General features: G+C 59.8%; 10 protein-coding genes and 2 pseudogenes. 2 read left to right on the forward strand and 10 right to left on the reverse strand.

The annotated features are described in order from the left end of the window. Positions 1–10: 10 nt before the first annotated feature. From L1087_RS11295 to L1087_RS11330, 9 genes and pseudogenes are all read right to left on the reverse strand, one after another. On the reverse strand, positions 11–2,464 hold the full coding sequence (locus L1087_RS11295) for a Wzz/FepE/Etk N-terminal domain-containing protein (RefSeq protein ID WP_234558981.1): 2,454 nt from the start codon (positions 2,462–2,464) through the stop codon (positions 11–13). Between the two features lie 18 nt (positions 2,465–2,482). Then, on the reverse strand, positions 2,483–3,904 hold the full coding sequence (gene wbaP, locus L1087_RS11300) for an undecaprenyl-phosphate galactose phosphotransferase WbaP (protein ID WP_234558982.1): 1,422 nt from the start codon (positions 3,902–3,904) through the stop codon (positions 2,483–2,485). Positions 3,905–3,924: 20 nt separating this feature from the next. Continuing rightward, positions 3,925–5,079 (reverse strand): glycosyltransferase, encoded by a 1,155-nt coding sequence (locus L1087_RS11305; protein WP_234558983.1) that lies wholly within the window; start codon positions 5,077–5,079, stop codon positions 3,925–3,927. Between the two features lie 5 nt (positions 5,080–5,084). Then, entirely contained in the window at positions 5,085–5,888 is an 804-nt protein-coding gene (locus L1087_RS11310; protein ID WP_234558984.1) for a glycosyltransferase, read from the reverse strand. Between the two features lie 9 nt (positions 5,889–5,897). Further along, complete coding sequence (locus L1087_RS11315; protein WP_234558985.1) at positions 5,898–6,959, reverse strand: EpsG family protein; 1,062 nt, start codon at positions 6,957–6,959, stop codon at positions 5,898–5,900. 424 nt (positions 6,960–7,383) lie between these two features. Beyond that, positions 7,384–7,482 (reverse strand): annotated as a pseudogene (locus tag L1087_RS13415) (IS5/IS1182 family transposase); the annotation flags it as partial. A gap of 276 nt (positions 7,483–7,758) precedes the next feature. Beyond that, complete coding sequence (locus L1087_RS11320; RefSeq protein ID WP_234558986.1) at positions 7,759–8,835, reverse strand: glycosyltransferase family 4 protein; 1,077 nt, start codon at positions 8,833–8,835, stop codon at positions 7,759–7,761. Positions 8,836–8,922: 87 nt separating this feature from the next. Beyond that, complete coding sequence (locus L1087_RS11325) at positions 8,923–9,264, reverse strand: hypothetical protein (RefSeq protein WP_234558987.1); 342 nt, start codon at positions 9,262–9,264, stop codon at positions 8,923–8,925. Then, the gene (locus L1087_RS11330) at positions 9,225–9,509 is read right to left on the reverse strand and encodes a hypothetical protein (protein ID WP_234558988.1); all 285 of its coding nucleotides are present in this window, start codon (positions 9,507–9,509) and stop codon (positions 9,225–9,227) included. Before L1087_RS11330 ends, L1087_RS11325 begins: the two co-directional genes overlap by 40 nt. Positions 9,510–9,937: 428 nt before the next feature. Here L1087_RS11330 and L1087_RS13330 point away from each other — a divergent pair. Then, positions 9,938–11,117: pseudogene (locus L1087_RS13330) on the forward strand (transposase). 31 nt (positions 11,118–11,148) lie between these two features. Next, positions 11,149–11,439 carry a UDP-N-acetylglucosamine 2-epimerase gene (locus tag L1087_RS11340; RefSeq protein ID WP_326490730.1) on the forward strand — a complete coding sequence of 97 codons (291 nt, stop codon included), beginning with the start codon at positions 11,149–11,151 and terminating at the stop codon, positions 11,437–11,439. Positions 11,440–11,623: 184 nt separating this feature from the next. Here the strand turns inward: L1087_RS11340 and L1087_RS11345 are convergent. Further along, positions 11,624–12,690 (reverse strand): IS1634 family transposase (locus L1087_RS11345; RefSeq protein WP_234558993.1); only part of this gene is annotated, 1,067 nt, incomplete at its 5' end.

Consider the following 12,690-nt stretch of genomic DNA (forward strand, 5'->3'; position numbering starts at 1 on the left):
GCCCCCCAGGCTACCCTGCCGCCTCCGGCTTGGGCGACTTCAGGGCTTCCGCCACGAAGGCCGCCATCACCCCCAGCATGAGCCCCAGGGCCACCGCCAAGGCCAAAATGAGGCCCCGCTTGGGGGCCACCTTCTCGTAGACGGGATAGGCCGGGGCGATGACCTGGGCCAGGGCGTTCTGGGAGCTCGCCAGCTCGATCTGCAGGTCGGTTTTCTTCTGGGAAAGGGCCAGGTAGGCGTTCTTGGCCAGCTCCAAGGCCTGGCTGAGCCGGTCCTGCTCCACCTGGGCCCGGGCCACCCGCTCCTTGAGGAGGTTGATGCGGCTTTCCACCTGGGCAATACGGGCCTGAAGGGCCGCCCTCCGGGCCAAAAGCCTCGCCTCCTCCGCCTTAGCGTCGATGAGGGCCGAGCGCAGGCGTTGGTACTCGGGGTTGGGGTTGTCAAAGGCCAGGTCCTGCGCGGTGAGGTTGGCGATCTGGTCGTAGCGTGAACGGAAGGCTTCGTAGGCCGCCTTCTTGGTGTTGTATTCCAGAAGAATAGCCTCCTTTTCCCGCTCTTGAACGGCGATCTGGGTCCGCAGGCTCTGGATGCGGCGCTCGTACTCCTGGAGGTTGCGCTCCAGCGCCTGGCGCTCGGCTTCCAAAGCCGCCCGCTCGGCCTCGAGGGCCACCACCTGGTCCCGGAAGCGCAGGACATCCGGGCTCACCTCCCGAAGCCGCGTGTCCGGCTTCGCCGCCAACCGCTTCAGGTTCTCCGCATACCGGTAAACCGCATTGTAAATGTCCCGCGCCACGTCCAACTCCGTGGCCAAACGCGCCCGCCTCGCCTCCTCCTCCGCTATCCGCTCCTGCAACGACTGCACCTGCGGCTCAAGCCGCGAGGCCTCGTCTTGCAAAGCCGCCTCTTCACGCTCCAAAGCCGCCAGATCGGCCCGAAGGTCCAAAGCGGTAAAGAGAAGCTTTTGATGGGTGGGGTTCAGCTCCTGGTTCCGCAACTTCAACCCCACCAAGGCCTGAAGATCTCCCCCACGGGCCAGGACCGCAGCCACCGCCGGATCCGCCACCACTTCCCTTTCCAAGGCCAGAAGCTTGGGCTCTTTAGCGAGTTCCGCTTCCGCTTCCGCAAGGCGCCTTTGGAGCACGGCTCGCTCCGTGGGGATCCTCTCAAGGCGCTGCCTGATCCCCGCCACCCGGTCGGTAAAGCCCCCCAGCTGCTGCTTCAACACCGCCAACTGGCTCTCACGCTGGTACGCCTGCCACGCAGCCTCCGCCGCCTTCAGCCGACCATCCGCCTCCCGGAGGCGCTCCGCCACCAAAGCCTCCGCCTCCTTTACCGTCAAACCCGCCACCAGGTTCTCCAGCGATAGGCCCGGAAGCTCGGCCTTATACTCCTCCAGGCGGGCCTGCGCCTCCCGCAGCTGGGTTTCCCGGACAGCCAGCTCCTTGCGGATGCCCAGCAACCGGGATTGGGCGGAGGCAAAACCCTCCACATAAGCGCTGAGCTCTGCCTGCCACACGGGAATGCGCTCACGCCCTTTGAACTTCTCTAAGGACTGGGCGGCGGCGGCATAGCTTTGCTGCGCTCTTTCCGTTTCCCGCTTCAGGTTGGCCTTGGCTGCCTCCAATTGCCTGCCGATGATGGCCAGCTGCTCGGGACTGGTGCCGATGGGCACCAAGGCGGCCTGCCTCCGGGCTTCCGCCCGCAGGGCCTCCACCCTTCCCCGCACCGCCGCCAGGTCCCTATCCAGGGCCGAAAGCTCCTGGTCCAGGCTCACCCGCTCCCCCGTTTTGGCATCCAGCTCCGCCTTGTCCTGAGCCAAGGTGGTGGCGCGCTGAAAGGCCTCCCAGCGGCCCTGGGCCTCCCGGTAGGCCCTCTCCGCCGGGGCGATCTGCTCCTCCAGGGCTTGGAGGTTGGCCTCCAGGCGGGTCAAGGGAATGCGGTTCACTCGCTTGGTGACCGCCTCCGCCCACAGGTTGGCCGCCCGGGCCGCCACCTCGGGGGCAGGGGCCTCCACCGTGAGGGAAGCCACCACCGGGGGCACCTGGCCCTGGGGCACCGCCTGCTGCCTGGGGGACTCGTTCTTGATCTTGAAGTCCTTCACCATCCGCTCCAGGCCCGGGGTGCTCCCCTGGTCCTGCCAGGCGGTGGGGAGCTTGCCCTCCCGCCTCAGGGCCTCCCAAACCTCCCGCGTCACCTCCTCGGAGAAGGCGATGGCCTTCAGGCCCTCAAAGGTGAGGAGGTTTTGCCCCTGCACCTGGATGCGCTGCTCCAGCTGGGCCTGCACCTGCACCGGGGCCACGTTCACCGTGGCGGTGGAGGCGTAGCGGGGCTCGGCGATGAAGAAGGCGTAGATGAGGGCCACCACAGCCAAGACCAAGGGAAAAGCCCAAAGCAGACGGCGGTGCCGCCCGAGAATGGCCACCACGTCCCGAAGGGAAAGCTCGTCCTGAGGCGCCTGCAGCATACTCGGGCCAGTATACCCTTAGTGGGCACCCTTGCGCGTCAGAAGCACCCAGACCGTACGGGCCAGAATATAAAAGTCCAGCCAAAGGGACCAGTTGCGAACGTAATACGCTTCTAGGGCCACCCTGTCAGCAAATTCAAGTTGATTCCTCCCCATTACCTGCCATGGTCCCGTTATCCCTGGACGCACACTTTCATACAGCTTCGCAAGAGGACCATAATATGTCTCGAGCTCTTCCTTAAAAGCTGGGCGAGGTCCTACCAAACTCATATCCCCGCGTATTACGTTCCACAGTTGGGGTAGCTCGTCCAAACTCGCTTTACGCAAAACCTTGCCTATCACCGGCAACACCCTCGGGTCGTTTTTTAGTTTGCGAAATCTTTCCCATTCTTCCTTGGCTTTGGGGTCTTCTTCTAGAAGAACTTTCAGCCTCTCCTCCGCATCTAAATACATGGTGCGCAACTTCCAAATACGAAAGGGCTTGCCCCCGTAGCCAATGCGCTCTTGGAAAAACAAGAAGGGTCCTCTGTCCACGAGGATAATCAGAAGGCCCAGTATGGCCATGAGGGGCAGGCTAAGCAGAAACAAGGGCACACTCAAACTCAAATCTAAAACACGCTTTGTCAATTGATTGCGGCGTAAAAGCAAATTCTTCTTAATCTCCAGCCCCAAAGTACCTCCCAAATCGCGCGCAGAGACCCAGAGGCTTTGCATCTCCAAAAGGTCCGGCACCAAGATCACCTGCGGAAAGGAGAGGCCTTCCAGGACTTCCAATAAGCGCCTCCTGCCCACCCCCGGCATGGCCAAGACGGCCGTCCTCACCCCCCGCCGGGCCCACGCTTCCGCTTCCGCCAAGGTCCCCAAGACGGGCAGGCCCTCCACCTCCTTCTCCCGCTTTGCGGGGTCGTCGTCCAGGAAACCCACGGGCCTCAGCCCCAAGGCCTTTTCCCGCAGGAGGGCCTGGGCCACCAACGCCCCCGTCTTGCCCGCCCCCAGGATAAGGACCGGCGTTCCCCAAAGGCCCAGGCGCACGAGCCCCTCCCTCATCAGTGCTTCAGCTAAGGGGGGCAGGACCAGGGCAAAGGCAAAGGCAAAGGCCAGGACCCCTCGAGACCACCCCTCCCGCAGAAACAGCCATTCCCAGGCGATGAGGGCCAGGAACATGAGCAAGGTCACCTGCACCTTCCGGCGCATCCGCTCCACCGGGGGAAGCCCGTACCCGGGGTAGAGGCCCGCCAGGGCGTAGCCCAGGGGGAAGAGGAGAAGGGCCAAGGCAAGGGAACCCGGGATTTGGGGGGGCACCTTGGCGGGCAGAAATGCATCTAAGGCCAGCCGCAGAGTGTAGCCGAGCAAAAGGGAAAGCTCCAGGGCCAGAAGGTCCGCCACCAGCAGTCCCAAAAGCGGGGCCACCCGCCTCACGATCCCAAAGCGCTCCGCCAAAGGCGCCCTCCGAGGCGCCATCACAACCGGTCCCTGCTGCATGCTTCCAGCACCTCCCCATAGAAGGCCAGGGTTTCCTGTACCATCCTCTCCACGGTGAAACCCGAAGCCTTTTTTCGGCTCTCCTCCCCCATCCTTCGCCGCAGGGCTGGATCTGCCGCTAGAATGCCCATGAAACGGGCCAGGGATACAGCGTCGCCAACCGGATAGATAAACCCATTAACCCCTTGCGTAACGATATCCGTAGCCCATCCCACCGGGGTGGTGAGTATGGGTAAGCCCGCACCGGCAGCCTCCAACAGCACAATGCCCGCCGATTCATAAGCGCTAGAGAGCACGAAGGCGTCAAATCCGCGCATGGCCAAACGCCCCTCCTGATAGCCCAGGAAAAGCGTGGCGTGCGCAATCTCGAGGTCCTTGGCCATGGCCTCGAGGGAGGGGCGAAGGGGCCCATCCCCCACGAGCACCAGCTTAGCCCTTCCCGGGAAGCGAGGGACAAACTCGGCAAAAGCCCTTAGGGCCACCTCAGGGGCCTTTTGAAGGTCCAAGCGCCCTACAAAGCCGAAGACCACCTCGTCCCCTTGGAGGCCCCAGGAACGGCGGAGGAACTCTCGCTCGACCGGGGATGGGGGCTCTAGGGATAAACCAGCTGGCGGAATGATCCTGAAGGGCACCTTGGAAAACCCTAGGCGCTCGTACTCCCGGTGCTCATAGGTTGAACCCAGGATGAAGCCATCGGTAAGGCGGGCTAGGGCGCTTTCTGCTGCGGTGTAAAGCCACCTCTCTGCGGGTTTTAGGTAGGGGGACAGCGTTACAAACGCATGCGGGTTGTACACTACCTTAGACCGAGGGAAAGCCAGCTTAAGAAGGCGCACCAGAGCACCCCCCTTGGAGCTGTGCCCGTGGACGATGTCAAAGGGGCCGCGACGCAGGGCATACCCCACCAGCCCCGCCCAAGCCCGCAGGTCTGAAGGATGGGGAGAACGACGCATAGGGATCTCCACAAGGGAAACCCCCGCCTCCCGCAGGGCGTTCAGAGCCTCCAACATAAAGGCGTCCGCCCGCAGGAGGGAGTAGGCCAAGTGGTTCTCTACCCCCTCCCTCGCAAGCCCGGGCAACAACTGCGCCACGTGCCGGGCCGTTCCACCCGCAGTAGCTTCCAAGATGTGAAGCACTCGCATTATAGCCACCCGCGCCACCTTGCCAAACGCCTTTTCAAGAACTGCACCACAGGTACAGGCACGGCTAAAAGAATGATGCTTTTCATCAAGCCAAGCCAGCTTTCTTTGTAGCGAGGCTCAAAGTACTTCAACATAACCTTTATTCGGCTCAAAATCTGCCGCCTACGCTTGGTCAGCGAAATACCCCTTGGATTCACGTGGTATGTCAGCACCACGTCGGGCAGGTTAGCAACTTTGTAACGCTTGGTCAGTCTGAAAAACAGCTCATAATCCTCAGCCGCAGGAAAATGCTCGGAGTAAAAACCCACCTCCTGAAGGGCGGACGACCGCAACATCACCGCTGGATGAATGAAGCAGCTTCTAGCATGCATAATTCGGCTAATTTCTTCGTGGCTCGTCGGGAACTTTTCGGGGAACAATTCAACGCCGCTGTCATCCACAAATCGCACCTGGCCCCCAACAAGGGCGTATTCTTGGTTTTTTTCTAGAAAATCTCTCTGCTTGAAAAACCTTCCCGGATAGCAAAGGTCGCCTGCATCCAAGCGAGCCACATAACGGTAACCCCTTTGTAGAATCCAACTTAAACCATAATTGAGCGCGTGTTCTATGCCCATGTTTGCATCTAACCGTAAGACAAACCCTCGGTGCGGCTGAGGAAGCCCCCTCAACTGAATCGGGGGATCGCTCCCGTCGTCCACCACTACGACATCGAGGGGAAAGTTCTCGTCTATGGAAGCTAGGCTGCGCTCGAGACCTTCCTGGTTGTTATATACGGGGATTAAAACAGCTATGTCAGGTCTCATGGCGACCCCTCAGGGATTGTAGTTGAAAACCGTCCTATACGGCAAGAAGGGTGTTAACGTACCCGTCAGCTGGCCATCGTAATCGGAAAGGAAATTCCTGTACAAGAAGAAGCAACTTGCTATACCTGCTAGGGTCAAACCTAACCAAAAGGCTTTAGAGGGGGCTAGTCCGTTACGATCAAGCCAGCGTAAAAGAACTAGGGGGATACTAGCAGCCAATATGTCCAGGATGCGCAATCCGGCGTAGGAGAAAAGAGCAAGACCTTGCCCCAAAAGGGTTAGCATAAGCAGCAAGGTCGCTACCTTCATTCTCCGTACATCAAATGGCATAATGAATCCAAAAAGGATTGTAGTGACTGCAAACGAGCGGGACAAGCCCGACCACACGGATGGTGAGGCGTAATCCGCATATAGAAATAGCTTTGCTTCCAAATACTCCTGCCTACTTACCGCTAAAAGAAGCAGCCCAACCAAAAAGACCGTCGCTCCAGCCACAACTGCCGGCCTTTTCAAGTTTATTTCCAATAGAAAGAGCAAAAGGGCGATAACAGCAGCAGAGTAGTGGAACAAAGTGGCTGTCAAACTAAGAACAACATATGCCCAAAACTTTCCTCGCCTTAAGGCTTGCCACCCCAATAAAATGAAGGTAAAAGCAAGCCCAAAGCGAACAGCGTTCATACCCAGCTGATACACAAAAGCAGGGAAAAGGTAAAGGAAAAAGACTTTTTGTTCTGTTTTGTCGGCTCTCATGTAAAAGAGAGTCAACATAGCCATAAAGAGCAACCCAATGGCACGTACCGACCAGACCTCAGATTGGGTTATATGCAAGAAAATTTTCGAAACCGCTACAAAGGCAGGCTCCCACCCGCTAAGGAAAAGAGATTGCTCACCCCTTAAAAGTTGCCCCAGCAACTGCTCATAGATTCCAAAGGTATCAGTACCGCTGTAGCGTATTACAATTACGATTGTTACATAAAGAAGGGCAGGCAGGAAAACCAACTTACTCCGCAAGCCCATATACCACAGCATCGCACCCCAATAACTCAGCAACCACCCAGCAATGTACACCACGCAGCACCTCCCTATTGAACCTACCTAGCCGTACCGCCAATAAGCGCACCATGCATGGGTGCGGGCACTGCCCCTCGACAGGAAAGTAAAGTATAAGCTTCCATCACCAGCGGCTGTCGTAAAAGTCCCCCACCACACCTTACGCGGCCCTCGCCAGCCGCTTCACCAGCAAGCGTAGCATGCCCAAGTACAACCACGCCTCGCTGACGGAAGGATGCTGCTCGTAATCCTTGCTCAACCTCCGGTTCCTCCCCAACCACGCCAACGTCCGCCCCATCCCCCACCGCTTGGGCAACGGCTTGGTCACGGGCATAGCCTGGCGTAAGGAGGGCGAACGTACGCCCAGAGCATCCTCCCCCCGGTATCCACCACCACCTGGCGTTGCAAGCTAGCCTTCGGCTGACCCGCCCCTTCACCCTCTTGGCCCCGTCGTTGCCTCGGGGCCCCCCTTTTCCGTGGTCTTCACCGATTGGCTGTCCACCACCAGGGCGCTGGGAGAGGCATACCGCCTTTCTCTCTCCCGGTCCCGCCGGACCAGGGCCTGAGCTGCCCTCTCCCAAACCCTTACAAGCTAGCCTTCGGCTGACCTTTTTGCCCCTTGCGGAAGTAGTTGCGGTTCCTTTGGGGTGGGGGCCCCAAAGACGATCTCTCGGCGAGGCACCTTGGCGGGGCGACCCCCGGGCTTGGGAGCGGGGATCAGGGGCTCAAGGATGGCCCATTCCTCATCGCTGAGGTCGCTGGGGTGGGATGGGCGTGTCCTCTGCGCCCTTCAAGGGTGCAAGACTTTTACAACCGTCTCTTAGGTGCGATCACTCGATGCAAGCACCTGTTCAAAAAACAAAAGCCTTTCTTTCTCTTTAACTGCTAGGTCCAAGTGGGAAATCGCACTCCTTGAAACTCGCCTACCTTTCCACTCTTCCACGAACCTTTTAATCTCCGTTAAAGAGCCTTCTATATTATTTTCCGTATTCGGCAAGCGCAAAATAAAGGGGGCACCCTCTGGAAAATCCGTATCGTCATAAGCGATGATAACTGGCAGTCCTAAAGCCAGGTATTCACGCACCTTTAGGGGTGATGCTTCGTTCATACCCTTCCGATGAAGGGCAAGGGTACCTATCCCCACATCGGCTGTGGCAATTATAGGCAAATACTGTTCTTTTGTGAGAAAGCCGTGGGCAACTACATTTGCCGAAGCGCACACCACCTTCTCCACCCCGATCAAGTGGAACTTCCAATCAGGAAATGCAAGGGCTAACCGGCAAATCTTATCTATGCCGTGCCACGGTGCAACCTCCCCAAGAAATACCAGCACAGGCTTCTCATTCACCGCTGGGGGTAGGGTTGGGATAACCCTAAAATCAATGCCATTGGCAATAACTTTCTTATGAGCCAAGACTCTCCTGTAATAAGAGGAATATGCAAGCTCTCTTGTAGGGAATACAAATCCTTTTACCCTCCTGTCCAAGAGAGGCCGCGATAAAGAGTGGTAGACGTAGTGGGCAAACTGCTTGTATAAGCGTAACTCTGCAAGCTCATCGGAGTTAATCTCAACTACCGTTGGGAATGCCTCCGCTAGAGCCACATAGGTGGGGTACACCATGTCTCTTCTCAAATATACCAAGTCTGGGGACCAGCTTCGGACGCGGTACCCCAGGTCCCTTAATGCCAGATGGCGCGAAGCAGACATGGGGCCACCCTTATACACAATAAACTCTTCCCACTCCGAAGCTCCGGCCTGCAATTCCTCCTTCCTGGTCAGCCAGAATACCCGCACGAGATGCCCAAACTGCCTCCACCAAGTAGCCTGTGACAGTATTTTCTTTACAACCCCACTGCTTCTTGAAAAATTAACGTGTGCTATGTACGCGATCTTCATGTACCCTCCATTCAACCCACCTTTTGGGAAGTGGTTCCCTTTATAGAAAACAGACACCTCTTTCGGATATTCACCCGCATACCCAGCTCACGCCACCGCAAGCAACACCCGGGCAATGGGCAGACCCGCCTCCCCAAGAAGCTGGGCCACCACGCTCCAGGCCATCATCCACGCCTCCACCTGCCCTACCACCGCCTTCAGCCCCCTCAGCGGGCCAAAAACCGTCTCCACCTCCCACCACCGCCCCAAAAGCCTCCGGTACGCACCCCTCCTCCGCCGCCGCAGGTTGGCTACCCGCCCCTCCCCCTTGGACCTCCCCCGTCTTCGGTTGTGTCTCGTCACCAGAAGCATCCCCCGTCCCACCGGGGAGTCGTGGGAAGGGGCAGGGGTCACCCGCAGAGCCAGCGCCTCCCCTGTGTCCAGGTCCACCAGCAGCCCAGGAGCCTGCGGAGCTGGGGGTTGCGGGCCAGTTCCCGGCGCAGGCGCTGGGTGGAGAAGCCCAGGAGGGCGCGGACCAGTTGGAAGAGGAGAAGGCTGAGGTCTGAGAAGGTCCTGGGCCTGCCGGGTTTTCTCTCCGGTACTGGCAAGCGGGCTTGGAGCCATGCTTGGAGGAGGGAGACCAGGTCCTCCAGGGGCAGGGGTAGGATGGAGGAGGGTGTTTGGTGTTTTTCCATACGTTACCAAACACCCCCTTCTCCTTTGGCCTGTCAAGGGGGTATGCGGTGAATATCCGAAAGGGGGGAATATAATGGATAGAGCAATAGATGCACTAAAAAAATGCCGAGAGAATCGACGGAACCTGAATAGGGCGATTGTCAGAATAATGCCGCTAGCTTGCAATAAAGCGCTAGACATAAGTAAACAACTAGGCTCGAGGTCATCATCACCTGAACGATTTTTCCGTTCCTGCTCCCGGATCACAGAGGAAGCTTCCACCGATTCCAGCTGCATGCTATTGTTGCGCACACTCACACAAACATATTATCACCCTCTCCTCTCTCTCGGATATTCTCAAAACTTGCACTTATCCACCCCCCGCATACCCATGCGCCAGGGGACCACTTGAAAAGGGCCGCCCGGTTCCCTTCGGATGAAGGGTGCCATGCACCAGACGGCCCATTCTCTACTCTGGACCCTCCTGGCCCTCCTGCCAACCCCCCACCTCCGCGAATCCCTCAAAGCGCTTCTTCTCCTCCTTCTCACCGGCCACGGCAAAGCCAGGCCCCAGCACAGCAGGACCAAGTCCCCTTCTTGCTTACGCAAATCTGTTTGCCCTACGGGCAAAGCAACCGCCCTCTCCCGCTTCCTCAACCGCTATCCCTGGCCCACCCGCACCCTCATCCGCCTGGCCCGTCAAGAAGCCCAAGAGGCCCTGCACCGGGCCAGGCCCAAGCGGGGGCCCAAGCCCAGGCTCCTTTTGGTCCTGGACCTGGTGACCCTGGAAAAGCGAGGCCTCTTCCCCACCTTGCCCCTCTCCTTTTTCCACGGCAAGTGGGGGCTCCACCTGGTGGTGCTCTATCTGGTCCTGGGAGAGCTGCGCATCCCCTGGGCCTACCGGGTGTGGCGGGGGAAGGAGGAGAAGGCCCTTTCCCTCCTTGCCCTGCGTCTTCTGGCCTCCCTGCCCCCCTGGATGCGCAAGTCCTTCCACCTTCGGGTGGTGGCCGATGCTGCCTTCGGCACCGCCCGGTTTCTTGTGGGGGTGCGGGGGTTGGGTCTGGAAGCGGTGGTGGGGATGCGGCGGGACCGGGAGTTCATTTGGGGTGGGGGCCCCAAAGAAGACGGGGGAGGGGCTTCCCCTCTTTGGGCTCAGGCGGCAGGGGAGCCGGGTGCACCTGCGGGGACTTCCCTTTCCCGTGTGGGTGAGCAGGTACCGCTATCCCTTACCCGGGGGAGGGTGGGAGTGGCGGTACGTGGTGGCCACCTTTCCCGCGGGGCCACGGACTGTGCTGGTGTGGGGGCGGCGGCGGTTTACCATCGAGCACTTTTTCCGGACCATGAAGGGGGAGTTTTCCCTGGGGCGTTTTGGGCAGCGGACGGCCTTGGGGGTGCATCGGTTTCTGGTGTTGTCCTTCCTGGCTTACCTGCTGGCCCACTGGGTGAGGCTAGCTCCAGCCGGGAGAGGTCTTTCTTGGCGGGAGGCTGGGCGGGAGACGGCGCGCCTGCTGCTACCGGAGGTGGTCTTGCGGGTCCTCATGGCCGAGCTGGGAGCTTTGGGTCTTTGGCCCCCGCCTGCGGGGGGAAGGGGGTGTTTATGCAGGGTATTCGGGAGGTGCAAGTTTTGAGTTATTAGATAAGGTCCTCAGCCTTGAGCCGGTGGGATACCTGGATATGGCAATGCTGGAAAAGAATGCCCGCCTCATTGCCACGGATTCTGGTGGTGTGCAGAAAGAAGCGTTCTTCTATGGGGTGCCATGTGTTACGCTCCGAGATGAAACAGAGTGGGTAGAGCTGGTGGAGTTGGGGTGGAACGTGGTATATCCGCCTCTAGACGTAGAGGTGGTTGTTGATGCTCTTTTGCGACAGTGGGAAGGAGCGAAGGCTTCTCCCTACGGTGAGGGCACCGCGGGGATCAGAATTGCAACCATTGTGGCGAATGGCTTTTAGAGGGTAGAGAATCAAAAGAGCGTGTTTTTGAGGACTACTATGAACATCTTGCTGATTAACCACTACGCAGGATCACCTTGCCACGAGATGAACCACCGCCCCTTTTATCTGTCCAGGAAGTGGGTACGCGCTGAGCAACCGATGTTCTCGAGCGGTGTGCTAGAGCCCACATTCCGCACCCCTCTCACTCCAGGAGGTAATATCGCTCCACCCTCAAGAGGCGCACCACCCGCTCGTGATGGGGCTTGAGGTTTAGCACCGCCACCCGTCCTTCCAGGACCACCAGACGCAACCAGGTCACGGGCGTAGCCCGTATCTCGCAGAAGGGCTGGAACACCCACCGCAAGGTGGGCCTCGCGGTGAGCTTCCCCTTCTGGTCCGGCACCCCCTCCCCCTCCTCCTCAAGCCTCCGCCGCAGCTCCCACTCCCCCAAGGCGTACACCAGCAGCGCCAGGGCCATCACCATCCCCAAAGCCATCACCCGCTCCGGCCGCTTCAAAAAGGTGCTCCCCGTGAAGAACATGGGGTCTTTTAGAAAGCGGAACCCCCGCTCCACCGTGCGCGTCTGCCCCTTGTACCGCTCAAGCACCTCCCCCAAAGGGAGCCTCTCCCGGTCCAGCACGTTGGTGGCCAGGAGAAACCTCCCCAGCCCCCGCTTCGCCTTCGCCACCTTCCCCTCGTCCCGCTCCACCCGCGCCAAAAGGCGGTACCCCACCCCCAAAGGGCTTTCCCCCTTCCGGGGGCGCCCCACCTTTCCCCTCCGCCGCTCCTCCCGCACCCCCAGGTACACCAGGCGGTGGTAGGCCAGCCCCCGGCTCGCCTCCTCCAAAGCCCGCCGGGCATCCCTCTCGCAGGCAAACCGCCGCGCCAAAAGCCTCCGCAGGACCCCTTCCGCCTCCCTTTGCGCCCGCCCTATCCGCTCCTCCAGCCTGCCCCTCTCCTCTTCCCCCCGCGCCGCGCTCTCCACCAACACCCACCGCTGCCGTACGCCCCCGTAGGTCCTCTCCACCTCCAGCCCCCGGTACCCCGGGGCCAGGGAAACCCACGCCCCCTCCGGAAACTCCTCCCCAAGCAAGGCCTTGGCCTCCCGCAATGTGCCCGGCACCCGCAGGATCCAAGGGAAAGACCCCAGGGCCTTCAGGTTCTCCCGGGTGTAGCCCGCCCCGTCCAGGACCACCACCTCCCCCAGGTCCAAGGCCTCCCGGTACCGGGACACCAGGTCCACCAGGGTCTTGCGGTCCGCAGCGTTCC

Source organism: Thermus tengchongensis, assembly GCF_021462405.1.
GTDB classification, from domain to species: Bacteria; Deinococcota; Deinococci; order Deinococcales; family Thermaceae; genus Thermus; species Thermus tengchongensis.

Bases quoted from the DNA above. Each gene is read 5' to 3' on its own strand.
- L1087_RS11320 (WP_234558986.1), bottom strand. From the start codon at position 8,835: ATGAAGATCGCGTACATAGCACACGTTAATTTTTCAAGAAGCAGTGGG.
- L1087_RS11330 (WP_234558988.1), bottom strand. From the start codon at position 9,509: ATGGAAAAACACCAAACACCCTCCTCCATCCTACCCCTGCCCCTGGAG.
- L1087_RS11310 (WP_234558984.1), bottom strand. From the start codon at position 5,888: ATGAGACCTGACATAGCTGTTTTAATCCCCGTATATAACAACCAGGAA.
- L1087_RS11295 (WP_234558981.1), bottom strand. From the start codon at position 2,464: ATGCTGCAGGCGCCTCAGGACGAGCTTTCCCTTCGGGACGTGGTGGCC.